The 16,986-nt window shown below is 59.5% G+C and carries 11 protein-coding genes; 6 read left to right on the forward strand and 5 right to left on the reverse strand.

The window, feature by feature from the left end:
- The first annotated feature begins 144 nt into the window (after nt 1-144).
- The gene (locus H163_RS24330; protein WP_147290440.1) at nt 145-537 is read left to right on the forward strand and encodes a hypothetical protein; all 393 of its coding nucleotides are present in this window, start codon (nt 145-147) and stop codon (nt 535-537) included.
- Between the two features lie 270 nt (nt 538-807).
- Here H163_RS24330 and H163_RS0107865 read toward each other — a convergent pair whose 3' ends face one another.
- The 4 genes from H163_RS0107865 to H163_RS22435 form a co-directional block, all read right to left on the reverse strand.
- Nucleotides 808-2,235, reverse strand: coding sequence for a hypothetical protein (locus tag H163_RS0107865; protein WP_081625980.1), 1,428 nt, complete (start codon nt 2,233-2,235; stop codon nt 808-810).
- A 655-nt stretch (nt 2,236-2,890) separates the two neighbouring features.
- Nucleotides 2,891-3,364: a transcription elongation factor GreA gene (greA, locus tag H163_RS0107875; RefSeq protein WP_019964022.1), complete on the reverse strand. Its 474-nt coding sequence runs from the start codon at nt 3,362-3,364 to the stop codon at nt 2,891-2,893.
- A 222-nt stretch (nt 3,365-3,586) separates the two neighbouring features.
- Nucleotides 3,587-6,949, reverse strand: a complete 3,363-nt coding sequence (carB, locus tag H163_RS0107880; RefSeq protein WP_019964023.1) for a carbamoyl-phosphate synthase large subunit — start codon at nt 6,947-6,949, stop codon at nt 3,587-3,589.
- Nucleotides 6,950-7,077: 128 nt separating this feature from the next.
- The gene (locus H163_RS22435; protein ID WP_019964024.1) at nt 7,078-7,368 is read right to left on the reverse strand and encodes a helix-turn-helix domain-containing protein; all 291 of its coding nucleotides are present in this window, start codon (nt 7,366-7,368) and stop codon (nt 7,078-7,080) included.
- A gap of 379 nt (nt 7,369-7,747) precedes the next feature.
- Here H163_RS22435 and H163_RS0107890 point away from each other — a divergent pair, with 379 nt between their 5' ends.
- Both H163_RS0107890 and H163_RS0107895 read left to right on the forward strand, forming a co-directional pair.
- A complete protein-coding gene (locus H163_RS0107890; protein WP_081625981.1) occupies nt 7,748-8,833 on the forward strand; it encodes a helix-turn-helix transcriptional regulator in 1,086 nt (361 codons plus the stop codon).
- An 840-nt stretch (nt 8,834-9,673) separates the two neighbouring features.
- Nucleotides 9,674-10,117: a MerR family transcriptional regulator gene (locus tag H163_RS0107895; RefSeq protein ID WP_040678255.1), complete on the forward strand. Its 444-nt coding sequence runs from the start codon at nt 9,674-9,676 to the stop codon at nt 10,115-10,117.
- 178 nt (nt 10,118-10,295) lie between these two features.
- Here the strand turns inward: H163_RS0107895 and carA are convergent, their stop codons facing one another.
- Nucleotides 10,296-11,489: a glutamine-hydrolyzing carbamoyl-phosphate synthase small subunit gene (gene carA, locus H163_RS0107900; protein WP_019964027.1), complete on the reverse strand. Its 1,194-nt coding sequence runs from the start codon at nt 11,487-11,489 to the stop codon at nt 10,296-10,298.
- Nucleotides 11,490-11,742: 253 nt separating this feature from the next.
- On the opposite strand from carA, the gene H163_RS0107905 reads away from it, so the two are divergent.
- The 3 genes from H163_RS0107905 (at nt 11,743) to rpoD (ending at nt 16,923) form a co-directional block, all read left to right on the forward strand.
- Entirely contained in the window at nt 11,743-12,210 is a 468-nt protein-coding gene (locus H163_RS0107905) for a GatB/YqeY domain-containing protein (protein WP_019964028.1), read from the forward strand.
- A gap of 205 nt (nt 12,211-12,415) precedes the next feature.
- Nucleotides 12,416-14,443: a DNA primase gene (gene dnaG / locus H163_RS22440; RefSeq protein WP_051105346.1), complete on the forward strand. Its 2,028-nt coding sequence runs from the start codon at nt 12,416-12,418 to the stop codon at nt 14,441-14,443.
- Nucleotides 14,444-14,913: 470 nt separating this feature from the next.
- Complete coding sequence (rpoD, locus tag H163_RS0107915; protein WP_026355595.1) at nt 14,914-16,923, forward strand: RNA polymerase sigma factor RpoD; 2,010 nt, start codon at nt 14,914-14,916, stop codon at nt 16,921-16,923.
- Nucleotides 16,924-16,986 lie beyond the last annotated feature (63 nt).

Raw genomic sequence — 16,986 nt, forward strand, 5'->3', positions numbered from 1 at the left:
AAGGCCTTCGTCGACGGACTGAAACGCCCCGTAACGCCGCCGGAAAATACGAAAGCAGAGACGCTGACAACTAGACCCAAACAGGCTTCAATGCAGCCAGAGGTCCAAGCCACCTGAACCCGCTTTGAAACGCGGTACTGTCAGGTGAATACCATTTCTGTACACGCTGTACTGTTAGGTAATGCCGTCTTTTTGCAGTATTCGATTAGTATTTTCATGCTCTTACATAAAAAGAAACAAAGAGGCCGCACTTTTTACGTGGGGCGTCACGGCGTTGGAAACGATCGACGGCAGGGTATGCTTGTCCAGCCGGAAAGTCGTGCGTTAATGAGCGTTGAATTTCCGTCTTCTACTTTGAAAAGGCCATCAGTTAGCGGAGAAATCAAGATCGGTTCTCGCTTGGACATTGTTCCAGCTGCGGCGGCTGCCATAAATGAGTTGGCATTGGCGATCCCTTTTGGCCTTGCTCGCGAACTCACAAGCTTTGCAATTGATATTATTTCGAAATTTCCACTTAGGTCGAAATATTTCGTATGATCCTCTGGAAGCAATGTCAATTCGCTGGCGATTTCTGAATCAACGGAGAAGGGCTCCAAGTGTCCGGTTTCGTTAAGCGACAAGAATGAGGTTGACAAAGTGTGATCCTCTCGTGCATTCGAGTGTCAAATGAAGCGCAGTTTAAGTTTTTTTAACTTTTTCGCGCAAGCGTGGTTGTGAAATGTGTGAATCGCCCTAATATCAAAGGGCACGGAGGTAAAAGCATGAGAAGACCAATTTTCCCACCGTTTCATTAATTTTTTGCGGGGCCTAGTGCCCCGCTTCTAGTTTGAGTAAGCGTCTCCACGCCATTCTTGAGTGAAGTTCGAGGAATGCCTCGGCAAGCTCCATGTCATTCTCTTGCACGACTTCAGTGCCTTTTTCGATAAGTTTGATCGCTTTTTTGATCTCCAAAGGATCATTGGAAAAAGCTACAATCATCATTCCTTCAAAGTCGAAAAAGCATGATGGATCAAGAGTCCGCAGAGGTTCGCACTCAGCTACAAGACTCTCAACTTCAGATTTCGTGTCATTGACCGTCGGTGAAATCTCTGGAAGAAAGTATTGTCGTTCCACTATAAAGTTCGCAAGATTCCATTTGACCACTCGATTGCAGTGATCAGATAACATATGAAACCGCTTCAGAATCAATCGACTAATATCTATCGCGCGATCCAAATCTCCGAAGGCGCTGCATGCAAGTGGTGCTGAGAAAATATCATACTGAAGCTGTTCGTCAGCTTCAACGTGTTTGAGGTCAATTTCGCCTAACCAATCATCAATTTTCAAAGCGGCAAAATCGCATACCTGCGAATTACCTGTAATGCTTGCAAGGTAACTAAAAAGAACCCAAAGGTCTCTTGGGAGGTTTTTGCATGCGTTTGCGATAGTTTTTTGCGTATCTCTTAATATCTCACTGCCGCTTGCAGAGCTGACTAGTTCAGTTTTTTTGCTGATCATCATCTCGAGTGCTGCTAAAGCGCCTGGGTCCATCTTTTCTCTAGACGTTACCCAGGCTGGCATCGACTCAAACATCCTGAGCCGAGCAGCCTTGCGCCATAAGGCTTCCGCATGCCAACGTTCAGTGATTAGCTCGCGTAGTGTCTGACTTTGAATCTCGATCGACTCGATGGTGTCCGCAATCACTTGCATCATTCGATCAAGGCGTGGATCAAGTTCACCGCCTGGCTTATAGTTGAGGTCATGCATTTTTGCGGCCCACGCATCATGAAGCATCGTCTTGACCTGCAACTCACAAAACAACCCTAGATGAGGTGGAAAGTCGGAGATTATGTCAACATGCGTTGCATAATAGCCTGGACGCCTAATAAGCTCGCGCTTTGCTATGGAAAATTTGCCTTTCAGATGGTGCTCTAGTTCCGAGAGAAAGATATCTACCTGGTCTGGATATTGCATGACGGCGGTGAGGCCGATGATGTCTGTCACATGCTTTACTGTGTATTCGGAATTTCCTTGTTTGCGTTTTTTAGAAATTTTTTTTGCGATCTTAATGTTTGTCTTGAATAAGTCTCCCTGTTTGGAAGATCGTCCATAGATTGATCGAACTACACTCACGCCAAGCTTTGTTTGAATTTCTTTGCAAATATTCTCGATTGAACTGTGAAGTTCAATATATGCCTTTTTTCGATCTTCTTTCATGTATTCGTTGACTAAAGAGAGAATGCTTGTGTTGCTCATGAACTGCCTCCATTTTTAATCAGATCAGCCGGCTTGACTCTGTCGCTGGACAGCTATGTGGGGGTTAATGCAATTTTTCTACTAAGGGCTGTATTTATTGTCAGTAAATTTTTGCGCGAAAATGGACAATCATGGATCATAGGGAGGTATATACGTCGAAGATAACTCCGGAAAATCAGCAATGACATAAGACAGACAGGTGGGGTTACCTCCTGACCAACTCAGCGCTTTGGCCCGCTTTGCGGGCCGGGAATCCACCCCTTGGATTCACGCGGCAGATTGACCGCTTGGCTAGCAGCTCCGTGCGCTGGCCGTAGGGCCGGTAATGGTTCTCCGCAATGACCGCGCCGCTGCCGTTGGTCATCAGCCGGACCGAGGCGAGGTGATCGCTTTGCAGCCAGTTGAGGGTCCCGGCCATCTGCCAGCCTTTGATGTGTATAGGTCCTCGGCACAAGGCCGGGGATGACGGAGGAGAGGCGGCAGGGGGCCCGAAACAAAAATGCCCGCGTTGTGCGCGGGCATTCTGGGGTTTGGCGGGCGGGAGGGCCCGGGGGTCCATTATCCTGATCAATCTTCTTGATCGGGCCTCTTGATCGGCCCACTTGACCGGTCTCCTGATCAGGCGCGCTGCTCAGAAAGGCCGGTCAGAGACGGATCAGAGGAACTGGACGTTCTCGATCTCGTAGGAGCGGGCGCCGCCGGGGGCGGCGACTTCGACGCTGTCGCCGATCGTCTTGCCGATGAGGGCGCGGGCGATGGGGGAGGAGATGGAGATCCTGCCCTGCTTCACGTCTGCTTCCACGTCGCCGACGATCATGTACTTCTTCTCTTCCTCGGTGTCCTCGTCGATGAGGGTGACCGTGGCACCGAACTTGACGGTGGTGCCGGAGAGCTTGGACACGTCGATGATTTCAGCGCGGCTGAGCTTGTCCTCAAGCTCGGCGATGCGGCCCTCGTTGTGGCTCTGCGCTTCCTTGGCGGCGTGGTACTCGGCGTTTTCCGACAGGTCGCCATGGGCGCGCGCTTCGGAAATGGCCTCGACGATCCGGGGCCGCTCGACCGACGTCCGCTCCTTCAATTCCACCTGCAGCTTTGCGTAGCCGGCGGCGGTCATCGGGATCTTTTCCATTGGCCGTAGACCTTCTGGTTAAGTGGTCCGCTTGCGCGGACGAAACGTCAAAAAAACACAATCCAGCCGGACGTTTCATCGTCTGGCCGGAGTGCGGATGATACAGTTCTGGAGCGTCCTCCGCCCGGGTTCATGATCCGGCCAAGAGAAAACCGCTTCAGATTTAATGCTAAGATCGCATTCTGATCGTGCGGGCCACGAGGGCCCGCACGAGACTATGCTCTAGGCGAAGTAGGACTGCAAGGGCCTGACTTCAAGCCCCCCGCTCTTGTAGGCTTCGATGCCCTTGGAAGCGGCCACGGCGCCGGCCAGCGTCGTGTAATAGGGCACCTTCTGCAAGAGGGCAGCGCGGCGCATGGAGCGGCTGTCCGACATGGCCTGCATGCCGTCCGTGGTGTTGATCACCAGCTGGACCTCGCCGTTCTTGATCACGTCCACGATATGCGGGCGGCCTTCGGAAACCTTGTTGATCTTGGCGCAGGTGACGCCATGCTCCTCAAGGTAACGCTGGGTGCCGCTGGTGGCGATGATGCGGAAGCCGTTGGCGGCAAGGCGCTTGACCGCGTCCAGCACGCCTTCCTTGTCCTGGTCGCGCACGGAGACGAACACCGTTCCGCCCACCGGCACGCCCGTGCCGCCGCCGATCTGCGACTTCGCGAAGGCGGTGCCGAAGTTGGCATCAAGGCCCATGACTTCGCCGGTGGAGCGCATTTCCGGGCCAAGGATGGTGTCCACACCCGGGAAACGGGCGAAGGGGAACACGGCTTCCTTGACGGCCACGTGCTTCAGCGGCTTTTCGCTGAGGTTGAACGAGGCAAGGCTTTCACCGGCCATGACGCGGCTGGCGATCTTGGCCACCGGCACGCCGATGGTCTTGGCAACGAAGGGCACAGTGCGCGAGGCGCGCGGGTTGACTTCGAGCACATAGATCTGGCCGTCGCGGATGGCGTACTGCACGTTCATCAGGCCGCCGACTTCGAGCGACTTGGCCAGCGCGATGGTCTGGCGCTTCAGCTCGGCGATCATTTCGGCCGAGAGCGTGTAGGGCGGCAGGGAGCAGGCGCTGTCACCGGAGTGAATGCCGGCTTCCTCGATATGCTCCATGATGCCGCAGACGAACACGTCCTTGCCATCCGACAGGGCATCCACGTCCACCTCGATGGCGCCATCGAGATAGCGGTCGAACAGCAGCGGGTTGGTGCCGAGCAGGGTGTTGATCTGGCCGGTCTTGTCGTTCGGATACTTGGCGCGGATTTCACCGGGCACCAGCTCCGGCAGGGTGCCGAGCAGGTAGGAGTTCAGCGACTCTTCGTCGCGGATGATCTGCATCGCCCGGCCGCCCAGCACGTAGGACGGGCGCACCACCAGCGGCAGGCCAAGCTGGCTGGCAATGAGGCGGCCCTGCTCGACGGAATAAGCGATGCCGTTCTGCGGCTGCTTCAGGCCGATCTTGGTCAGGAGGCGCTGGAAGCGGTCGCGGTCTTCGGCGAGGTCAATCATGTCCGGCGAGGTGCCGAGGATCGGCACATTGGCCTTGACGAGCGCCTGCGCCAGCTTCAGCGGGGTCTGGCCGCCGAACTGGACGATGACGCCGTGCAGCGTGCCGTTTTCCTGCTCGGTGCGGATGATCTCCAGCACGTCTTCTGCGGTCAGCGGCTCGAAATAGAGCCGGTCGGAGGTGTCGTAGTCGGTGGACACGGTCTCCGGGTTGCAGTTGACCATGATGGTCTCATAGCCCGCTTCCTGCAGCGCAAAGGCAGCATGGCAGCAGCAGTAGTCGAACTCGATGCCCTGGCCGATCCGGTTCGGGCCGCCGCCGAGGATGACCACCTTCTTCTTGTCCGAGGGGCGGGCTTCGCTGGCCAGCTCGCCGGCAAAGGGCGTCTCGTAAGTGGAATACATGTAGGCGGTGGGCGAAGCGAATTCGGCGGCGCAGGTGTCGATGCGCTTGAACACCGGATGGACGTCAAGATCCGCGCGAATCTTGGCGACATCGGCTTCGTCCTTGCCGGTCAGCGAGGCAAGGCGGGCGTCGGAGAAGCCCATGCCCTTCAGCTTGCGCAGCATCACCGCATTGTCCGGCAGGCCGTTGGCGCGGACCTTCTCTTCCATGGCGATGATACCGGAGAGCTGCTCCAGGAACCAGGGATCGATGCCGCAGATGCTGTAGATCTGGTCCAGCGGCGTGCCGAGGCGGATCGCCTGGGCGACGTTGAGCAGGCGCGTCGGCGTCGGCGTCGAGATGGCGGCGCGGATGGCGTTCTTGTCGTCGCCCTGGCCAAGGCCGGGGATTTCCACTTCGTCAAGGCCGGTCAGGCCGGTTTCGAGGCCGCGCAGGGCCTTCTGCAGGCTTTCCGGGAAGGTTCGGCCGATGGCCATGACTTCGCCCACGGACTTCATGGCCGTGGTCAGCACCGGATCGGAGCCCGGGAACTTTTCGAAGGCAAAGCGCGGGATCTTGGTGACGATATAGTCGATGGAGGGCTCGAACGAGGCCGGGGTGGCGCCGCCCGTGATGTCGTTCTCCAGCTCATCCAGCGTGTAGCCGACGGCGAGCTTGGCCGCGATCTTGGCAATCGGGAAGCCGGTGGCCTTGGAGGCCAGAGCCGAAGAGCGCGACACGCGCGGGTTCATCTCGATGACGACGAGGCGGCCGTTCTGCGGGTTCACGGCGAACTGCACGTTGGAGCCGCCGGTCTCAACGCCGATCTCGCGCAGCACCGCAATCGAGGCGTCGCGCATGATCTGGTATTCCTTGTCGGTCAGCGTCAGCGCCGGCGCGACGGTGATCGAGTCACCCGTGTGCACACCCATCGGGTCGATGTTCTCGATGGAGCAGATGATGATGCAGTTGTCCGCCTTGTCGCGGACCACTTCCATCTCATACTCCTTCCAGCCCAACAGGCTCTCGTCGATGAGGATCTGGCCAACCGGCGAGGCGTCGATGCCGGAGCGGGCAATCGTCTCGAATTCCTCACGGTTATAGGCCACGCCGCCGCCGGTGCCGCCAAGGGTGAAGGCCGGGCGGATGATGGCGGGCAGGCCGATCTCGTCCAGCGCCTTCATGGCTTCCATGAAGCCGGCGTTGCGGTCGTAGCCGGTGATCTTGCCGTTGGCATCGCGGATGGCAGGCGACGAGGCAATCGAGGCGCGCGGGTTCTCAAGCCCGATCACATCCATCGCAGCGCGGAACTTCTCGCGGTCTTCGGCCTTCTCGATCACATCGGCACGGGCGCCGATCATTTCCACGCCGAATTTCTCCAGCACGCCGTCGCGCTCAAGGTCAAGCGCGCAGTTGAGCGCGGTCTGGCCGCCCATGGTCGGGAGCAGCGCGTCGGGGCGCTCCTTTTCGATGATGCGGGCAACGACTTCCGGGGTGATGGGCTCGATATAGGTCGCGTCGGCCAGATCCGGGTCGGTCATGATCGTCGCCGGATTGGAGTTCACGAGGATGATTCGATACCCTTCCTCGCGCAAGGCCTTGCAGGCTTGCGTGCCCGAATAATCGAATTCACAGGCCTGACCGATGACAATCGGGCCTGCGCCAATGATCAGGATGGAGGAAATGTCTGTGCGTTTGGGCATCGTGGCTCGCATCGGCCCGCCGCCGCGCTCTGTCGCGCGCGCGCCTAGGCTCGTCCTTGAGGAATGACACTGGTGGCTGAGCGCGCCTTATAGGCAATAAAGGCGAAGGATGAAACCCCGGATCGCCGTCAATCGAGTGCTTTTGCGTTTCCGTCTTCTTCCGGTACGGGAAGCGGCGGCGCAGCGCGGCTGTTCTGGCCATCAAAATCGCCGATTCCCGCCTGCAGGGCATAGCAGGCGAGGCGGACGTATTTGGGGATTTCAACAGGCCGTCCGTCGCGGTTCCCCTTTTCATAATACTGGATCATCCGCTTCTTCAGGCCCAGCCGCTCTGCTGCATCCTTCTGCTTGAGGCCGAGTGCGCGCCGCCAGTCGCGGAACTGCTCCGGTGTCATGCCTGCCGTCTTCTTGCCGCTCATCGCCGCTATCCTGTGAAACCTGTTCGCCTGTCAGGCGGATAGCGCACCTGTTGCGCCCAAGGAAGCCTTCCAGTGCGGCCGCCTGGCAGATTTCTGCTCATCACAGGAGCGCAGGCCGGGTGGAGCACTTGCGTGCCGGTCGTTCACGCATCTTTTGCGCATCATCATGTCTTCACATGCGCGCCATGATTGCGTCTAGCCTTTTTCAGAGATGGTTATCAGGAGGTAAAATACAATTGAGACAAATGACGAAGAAATTTCTTTCGAATTGGTAAGGTTAATATATGACCCAGCGTGATATCTTGTTTTCAAGGTTCTCGTCCGGGTGCGTTGGTGATTATACAGAGGCCCTTCTGGAGCAGATTCCTGCTGGAATTTCATGGATCTGGTCCGGATTTCACTTCTGAAATGTATAGACATGCTGCGCGAGGAAAATTTGGGCTCTTCATCCGGAGTGGCAGAGGTTGCCGGGCAGATCATTGAACCGCTTGTGCGGTACCTGGAACGCAATGGTCTTGCGATTGAAGAGGTGGCGCGCAAGGCTGGCGTCATGCTGCCGCCTGCCGATGGGCGCTATGATCGCTATCTCCCGATGAATGATGTCGCCTGTCTTCTGCAACAGGCGGGCAAGTTGCTGGATGATCCGTTGATCGGCTTGAGATCGTCCGTCATGGAGCCCGTCGTCCCCACGCATGCGCTTGTGCTCGCCTTGCCCTATGCGCCGACATTGCGCCGCCTCTTTGAGGTGCTTGGGGAGGCGCATGCCTCGATTGGTGACCTTGAGGCCTGTGAAGTCCGGGAGGTTCCTGGCCGGATTGAAGTGATCTGGCGCCATGTTCCCCGGGTGGTGCTGCGCGATCAGCTGAATGATTGCATCGCGATGCTGACGTGCATGTTCCTGTCTCTGGCGGCTGGACCTGACTGCTTCAAGAATGTCGCTGTCCGTCTGGAGCGTGGCAAGCCAGAGGACACGCGGCTGCACCGGCAATGTTTCGGGCCAAATGTGCAATTCGACCAGAATCACTCTGCGATCAGCCTGCCTGTGGAACTGGCGGATAAACCGCTGCCTGGGTCATATCCGGTCCTCTTTGATGCCCTGGTGGAACTGGCGATGCGGCGGCTGGCGGATCGTGGGCGCCTGTCAGGGATCACTGCGCTGGTCAGCGAGGAAATCGCCCGGCGTGTCGGAGAGAAAGACCTTTCTCTGGAAAGTGTTGCCCGTGCTGTTGGCGTCAGTGGCCGTGTGCTGCAGCGCCGGCTGAGTGAGCAGGGTGTGACCTTCCACGAACTGCATGACGATGTTCGCCGTGGAATTGCGGCTGACCTGCTGCGCACGACGGGACTGCCTATTTCCGAGGTTTCGTTCCGTCTTGGTTTCTCGGCTGTGGGGAATTTTACCCGCGCTGCCAAACGCTGGTTCGGCGTGACGCCAAGCGAATGGCGCAGGACTGAAGCGCGCCGCTGAAGGCCGGAAGATGGGCGAGTGGGGGCCTCCTGCTGCCCCGGAGCCGCAGCATAAGCGTTACAGGTTTGCCTCGCCGGATTTGACAGGTGCGCCAAGGCGTGTGGCCGGTCAGGCAATGCGGGATGTTCCGCCACGAGCGTGTATGCCTCAGAGACAGATACACGCGCAATTTGTTCTGCCGTCAAACATTCAAGGTCAGGCAAGTAACGAATCGGCCGGGCTTTATTTTTCAGTTCACGCATTGCTGCGTGGTGGCTCGGAACTACTTTCCTGACGCTCTGGCTTCTGAAGCTTCTCGCATTCTGGTTGTGTGATCTTGAGCAAGAGCTGATCGCCTTCTGCAAGGTTTGATGGGCCTCTATCCGTAAGAATTAGATATTTATGTCAATGGGATTGTGGTTTGGCTGTATTGTTTCCGCTTTCAGACTATTGCGTCTTTTGTTATGTATTCTTCATATCTATATATTGATAATTCGTAAATCGCGTTTATTTCTGAGTTGTGTCCTATGTATTATTTGTTATTAGGCTCGGATATGGCCATATATCTGTGTTTTCCGGTGTTTTATATTATTGATTTTTATGTCTCTTTGCGGAATTTAAGTGCTGGCTGATTGAAAAATGGCGTCATATGAGAAGGAGTATACGTGAAATGGGTGGCATATTAGTGCCTGTGACGTAAATGAGCGTTGTGTTTGAAGTGTCTCTTACGGACTGGCTTCTGCACGGTGCGAAATGCGGAAAGTGCTCCAAAAGATCCGGGTTTCCAAGGTGGGAGGTGGCCGGGATCTGCTCTGGCGCATTCATTTGTCACGCCCTGTTCAACCACCAGGCTAGAAAACGATGAACAGCTTAGCACCAAATATGGTCGTCATTCCGGATATCGCAGGTCCGGTCGTGGACGATGGCAGTGAGCCGAAACTCCTCGCGATCTCCGAGATGTCGGAGAACTTCGGCGTGACGCTCCGGACCCTGCGTTTCTATGAGGAAAAGGGCCTCATCAATCCGGTGCGCAAAGGCGCGCGCCGCTTCTATTCCGCCCGTGACGTGGGCCGGATGCGCGTCATCCTCCAGGCCAAGAAGATCGGCCTGACCCTGACCGAAATCCGCCGCGTCCTGAAGCTTGTTGAAAGCAACACACCCCGCCGCAGCCAGCTGGAAGAGCTGCGCGGCATTTGCGCCGGCCAGCAGGACATGCTGCGTGAGCAGCACGCGCTGCTGCAGGAGCAGGTTGCGGAAGTGGATCACGTGATGCAGTCGCTCGACCGGCTGATCGCCGTGTCCTGAGCTGCGGTATTTCCGGATACGAAATGCCGGAGTTGAATGACAACAGGGCCCGGACGGCAAACCGGGCCCTGTTTCTTTTTTGAAAGAGTTCTGTGTGCCGTCGCGGGGCGCCGGATCAAAAAAACGCCCCGGAAGCGCTGCTTGCCGGGGCGTTTTCTTGATCTTCCGTGTGGGCCTGTCAGGCGTTTGCCTGCTTTGCCTCGCGCATCACCTCGGTGAAGCGCTGGAACAGGTAATGGCTGTCACGCGGGCCGGGTGAGGCTTCCGGGTGATACTGCACCGAGAACACGGGCTTGCCCTTGAGGCGGATGCCGCAGTTGGTGCCGTCGAACAGGGAGACGTGGGTCTCTTCAACGTTTTCCGGCAGGCTTTCCTTGTCCACGGCAAAGCCATGGTTCATCGAGGTGATTTCCACCTTGCCCGTGGTGTGGTCGAAGACCGGATGGTTCGCGCCATGATGGCCCTGATGCATCTTCACGGTCTTGCCGCCGAGCGCCAGCGCCAGCATCTGGTGGCCAAGGCAGATGCCGAAGACCGGCAGCCCCTTGTTCACCAGCGCCTGAATGGTGGCGACGGAATAGGTGCCGGTGGCAGCAGGATCGCCGGGGCCGTTGGACAGGAACACCCCGTCCGGGCTCATGGCAAGGATTTCGTCTGCCGGAGTTTCGGCCGGAACAACAGTCACCTTGCAGCCGGCATCGGCCAGCAGCCGCAGGATGTTGCGCTTCACGCCGTAGTCGATGGCGACGACGTTGAATTCCTTGTCCTGCTGCTCGCCGTAGCCTTCGTCCCAGACCCAGGGGGTCTGCGTCCAGTTCTGGCTCTGGCCGCTGGTTACGTCCTTGGCAAGGTCCATGCCTTCGAGGCCCGGCCAGGCGGCGGCCTTGGCCTTCAGCGCATCGATGTCGAACTTGCCATCCGGATGATACGCGATCACCGCGTTCGGCACGCCCAGGTCACGGATGCGGGCGGTCAGGGCGCGGGTGTCGATGCCGCTGATGCCGATAATGCCGCGCGCCTTCAGCCAGTCGTCAAAGCGGCGGGCAGCTCGGTAGTTGGACGGGGAAGTGACATCGGCCTTCAGCACCGTGCCGCGCACACCGGAGGCGGACGCCATGTTCAGCGTCTCGATGTCGTCTTCGTTCGTGCCCACGTTGCCCACATGCGGGAAAGTGAAGGTCACGATCTGGCCGGCGTAGGAGGGGTCGGTCAGGATTTCCTGGTAGCCTGTGATGGCGGTGTTGAAGCAGACTTCTGCAACAGCCTCACCTTCGGCTCCAAGGCCCTGGCCCTCGATCACGGTGCCATCGGACAGCACCAGAAGTGCGGTGGCAGGCGGTATGGCCCACGCGTCTGCAGTCGCGGTCGTCATGTCTTGCAATCTCGGTGTTGTTGATGACATCATGGGCACCGAACGCCCGGATATGCCGAACCCGAGCCAGGCGCTAGCCCCGTGCTTCAAGCGCGGGAATGTAGGGGAAGCGCCCCGGCAGGTCAACATTGGTGTTCGGGAATAAAAAGGCCTTGAATCAAAGGCTTGTTCGCTTGGTACATTGCATGTGGGCAAATGGCCGGGTAAGAGGGCGTCTTTCAGCGGTCATATTCGTGGTTATTAGGGGCAAGACATGCGCGATGACATCAGTGCGTCCTTGAAGGATGCGCTTGAGGCCGGCGACAAGCGCCGCGCTGCCACACTGCGCCTCATCCTGACTGCCATCAAGGACCGTGAGGCCGCTGCCCGGGACAGTGGCCGCGATGGAATCACCGACGAAGAGGTGCATCAGTTCCTCAAGCGCATGCTGGCGCAGCGCGAGGAATCCCGTCAGGCCTATGAAGAGGCCGGACAGGTGGACTTGGCGGTTCAGGAAGAGGAAGAAAGCCAGATCATCCGCGAGTTTCTGCCCCGGCAGATGGGCGAGGATGAAATGCGCCGCATCTGCGCCGAGACCATCGCCGATATCGAGGCGCAGGGCCTGCGTGACATCGGCCGCTGCATGAACTCCCTCAAGGAGCGCTATCCGGGCCAGATGGACTTCGTGCAGGCCTCCTGCCTTGTGAAGGACCTGCTGCGCACCCGGCCCGGGGATAGCTGAAGGGCGCAGGGCCGGACTCCCGGGTTCCTGCCTGGTAAAGACGGCCCGGCCGGCCCGGTTTGCGGGGAGGCCCTTGCAGGCGGCGTCCTCGCACTCTAAGTCACTGCTTCCCTCACAGGGGCGCTCAAGGCTAATGTAATCCACTTGCCGCCATGGCCGGATGCCTCCGGCCCTGCGGGCCATTCCCGGCTTCCGGACAGGTTTCATGCGTTTCGACAACCGGCTACTGGACGAGATCAAGGCACGGCTGAGCCTTTCGGACATCGTGGGCCGGCGCGTGAGCTGGGACCGGCGCAAGACGCAGCCGGGACGGGGGGACTTCTGGGCCTGCTGCCCCTTCCATCAGGAAAAATCCCCGAGCTTCCACGTGGATGACCGGCGCGGGCGCTACAAGTGCTTCGGCTGCGGTGCATCCGGCGATCATTTCCGCTTTCTGACGGATACCGAGGGTCTGAGCTTTCCCGAAGCGGTGGAGCGGCTGGCGGAGCAGGCCGGCGTTGCGCTTCCCGTGGCGGACCCGAAGATTGCCCGGCAGGAGCGCAAGAAGGCCGGTCTTGCGGAGGTCTGCGAGATGGCGGCGCAATTCTTCCAGATGGAGTTCGGCGGCCCGCGCGGCCAGACGGCCCGCGCCTATGTGCAGCGCCGCCAGCTGAGTGCCGAGACCCTGAACGAGTTCCGCTTCGGCTTTGCGCCCGACACACGCGACAGCCTGAAACGCTTTCTGGCGGACAAGGGCGTCGAGGAGCCGGTGATGGTGGAGGCCGGTCTGGTGATCAAGCCGGACGATGGCCGCCCCTCCTATGACCGGTTCCGCGGGCGGCTGATGATCCCCATTCACGACGAGCGCGGCCGGGTCGTTGCTTTCGGCGGGCGCACGCTGGATCCTGACGGTCAGCCGAAGTATCTCAATTCGCCCGAGACGCCGCTCTTCCACAAGGGCGTCATGCTGTTCAACGCCCACCGGGCACGCGAGTCTGCGTTCAAAAGCGGGCAGGCTTTCGTGGTGGAAGGTTATCTCGATGCCATCGCCCTGTGGCAGGCGGGCCTGCGCCATGTGGTGGCGACGCTTGGCACGGCTTTCACCGAAGATCAGGTGCTGCGGCTGTGGAAGCTGGCGGCAGAGCCTGTCGTGTGTTTCGACGGCGATGCAGCGGGTATTTCTGCGGCGCACCGGGCGATTGACCGCATTCTGCCGGTGCTGCGCAGCGGCCATTCCTTCCAGTTCTGCTTCCTGCCGGACGGGCAGGACCCGGATGACCTGATCAAGGCACGCGGGATCGCCGGGTTCCATGAGGAGGCCGCCAAGGCGCAGCCCTTGTTCGAGGCCGTATGGGACCGGGAGATCAGCGCCGCCAATCTGGATACGCCCGAGCGCAAGGCTGCGCTGGAAAAGCGCTTCGAGGATCTGATCGGTAGCATTGCCGACGAGCGGGTGCGCAAGCGCTATCAGCTGGATTTCCGCCTGCGCCTGTCGAACCTCTTCTACGAGCATTCGCGGCGCCAGCGCAGCGCTGCGCAGGGGCAGGGCCAAAGACAGGGCTGGGGGCAGGGCGGAGAACGCGGGCGCGGGCGGCCGGGAGATGCGGCAGTTGCCTTGCAGCTTCTGACGCGCGGGCCGGGCGGTGAGGCCATCACGGCGCCGCAGGGGCCATTGTTCGGCACCGAGCGGCTGGTCTGCGGCATGTGCGTCAAGTTTCCCGATCTGCTCGACAAGCACATCGAACGGGTGGCGAGCCTTCCCTTTGCCGATCCGCTGCATGCGGGCTTCCGCAATGCGCTCTGCCGCGTGGCGCGGGACTTCAACAGCCTGACGGCAGCGCAGCTGGCCGAAGGCGTCGATGACAGCTTCTACAAGATCCTGCATGAGGTGATGACGGCAGATGAAGGCGCGGCGCAGAAGCATGGCGACTTTTCGGGCCTGTTCCAGCGCTTTCCCCTGCTGAAGGTGACGCCGCCGGAGGACTTCATCGAAGCGGCGTTCCTGCATTTCCTCGACCAGATCGAGCTGATGGCGCTGGAGCAGGAACTGAAGCAGGAACTGGCGGCTGCCGAACACGCCTTTGACGAACTGGCCTGGAACCGCATCCGCGGCCTGACGCAGGATCTTTCCCGGCGGCGCGAGGAATGCGCCCGCGAGGAGGGCGAACTGGCTGAACGGGCAAAAAAACTGCGCCATGCGGGCCCGGCGATGGTGCCTGGCCATGGCAATCAGGCGGCCTCATCCCCACATTAACCGGGAGGCAAGCCCTCGGGATGGGCTGGTGAACCCGGCAAAGGACCGCATTCACCGCCCAGACTGCGTTCTGACTGTGGCTATTTCGCGAATCACATTGACGATTCGCGAATCACACTTGCGAATCGGTGGCGTCGAGCTAAATAGGGGAATTCAGGCAGCCCACAGCGTTCATGATGGCAAGTGCCACGAGCGGAACATTCAGTCGCGCTGCATATCCTGAGGAATTGTCTGCCGGTCTGGCTTTTGCCGGAGCGGCGTGGCGTCACTTGTCCGGTTTCCACTCTGCGGCTGCAGGGCTTTCCGGTACGGTTAAGTAGGACTTAAGGGACACCGATTTAAAAGCCGAATCATCGCAAGGTCTTCGAGAGCTGCGCGTTCCCCGCGCGCCGGAAGGCAGTCTGATGGTTCGGATGTGGGCGAACAGCCGGGCACGGCGCCGCAGACATGCGGCGGTTCTGGAGCAGAATATGGTAGCGAAAGCGACGCAGACGGAAGAAACCCAGGAAGCGGCAGCAGAAGGTCAGGATGGCCCGCTGCTCGATCTTTCTGATGCTGCCGTCAAGCGAATGATCAAGGCCGCCAAGAAGCGCGGCTATGTGACCTATGACGAGCTGAATGAGGTGATGCCCTCCGAGCACGTGTCTTCCGAGCAGATCGAAGACACGATGTCCATGCTATCGGATATGGGCATCAACGTGATCGACAGCGACGAGGTGGAAGAGGCGCAGGTCGATGAGGCCGAGGAGGGCGGCGAAATCGCCGTTGCCAGCCCGACGGCGCTTGCCAAGGCCAGCTCCGGCCGCGAGCCGACCGACCGCACCGACGATCCGGTGCGCATGTACCTGCGCGAGATGGGCTCCGTCGAGCTTCTGTCCCGCGAGGGCGAAATCGCCATCGCCAAGCGCATCGAGGCCGGCCGCGAGGCCATGATCGCCGGACTTTGCGAAAGCCCGCTGACCTTCCAGGCCATCATCATCTGGCGCGACGAGCTGAACGAAGGCAAGGTTCTGCTGCGCGACATCATCGACCTTGAAGCCACCTATGCCGGCCCGGATGCCCGTGGCGGCCCGGTGGCGGGCGAGGGCGAAGAGGAAGAGGATGTGGACGGCGAGCCGCGCAGCCCGGCTGCCGGCAGCGCCCCGCGTGAGGACGGCGCGCCTGAGGGTCTGCCCGAGGAAGGCGAGGAGGAAGAGGACGAATTCGAGTCCAACGTCTCCCTGTCCGCCATGGAAGCCGAGCTGAAGCCGAAGGTTCTGGAAACCTTCGACAGCATCGCTGACAGCTACAAGAAGCTGCGCCGCCTGCAGGATCAGCTGGTGGAGAACAAGCTCTCCAACAAGACCCTGTCGCCGAGCCAGGAGCGCCGCTACAAGAAGATCCAGGAAGAGCTGGTCGCCGATGTGAAGAGCCTGTCGCTCAACCAGAACCGCATCGATGCGCTGGTCGAGCAGCTCTATGACATTAACAAGCGCCTGATGGGCTATGAAGGCCGCCTGCTGCGCCTTGCCGACAGCCACGGCGTCGACCGCACGGACTTCCTGCGCCAGTATCAGGGCGCCGAGCTTGATCCGAACTGGCTGCGCAAGGTGGCCAACCTTGCCACGCGCGGCTGGAAGAACTTCGTCGCCAAGGAAAAGGACATGATCCGCGAGCTGCGTCAGGATATCCAGACGCTGGCAACGGAAACGGGCCTCGAAATCACCGAGTTCCGCAAGATCGTGTCCATGGTGCAGAAGGGCGAGCGTGAGGCACGCATCGCCAAGAAGGAGATGGTGGAGGCCAACCTGCGCCTCGTGATCTCCATCGCCAAGAAATACACCAACCGCGGCCTGCAGTTCCTCGACCTCATCCAGGAAGGCAACATCGGCCTGATGAAGGCGGTGGACAAGTTCGAGTACCGGCGCGGCTACAAGTTCTCCACCTATGCGACATGGTGGATCCGGCAGGCAATCACCCGTTCGATCGCCGATCAGGCCCGCACCATCCGTATTCCGGTGCACATGATCGAGACGATCAACAAGATCGTGCGCACCTCGCGCCAGATGCTGCACGAGATCGGCCGCGAGCCGACCCCGGAAGAGCTGGCCGAAAAGCTGCAGATGCCGCTGGAAAAGGTCCGCAAGGTCCTGAAGATCGCCAAGGAGCCGATCTCGCTGGAAACCCCGATCGGCGACGAGGAGGATTCCCACCTCGGCGACTTCATCGAGGACAAGAATGCGGTTCTGCCCATCGATGCGGCCATCCAGTCGAACCTGCGCGAAACCACCACCCGCGTCCTCGCCTCGCTCACCCCGCGTGAAGAGCGCGTGCTGCGCATGCGCTTCGGCATCGGCATGAACACCGACCACACTCTGGAAGAAGTCGGCCAGCAGTTCTCGGTGACGCGCGAGCGTATCCGCCAGATCGAAGCCAAGGCCCTGCGCAAGCTGAAGCACCCGAGCCGCAGCCGCAAACTGCGCTCCTTCCTCGACAGCTGAGGAAACGGCGAGGCAAGACCGTTACAAAAGGCCGGAGCGGCAACGCTCCGGCTTCATTTTTTC

The sequence above is a fragment of the Pannonibacter phragmitetus DSM 14782 genome, from assembly GCF_000382365.1.
In the GTDB taxonomy this organism is placed as follows: domain Bacteria; phylum Pseudomonadota; class Alphaproteobacteria; order Rhizobiales; family Stappiaceae; genus Pannonibacter; species Pannonibacter phragmitetus.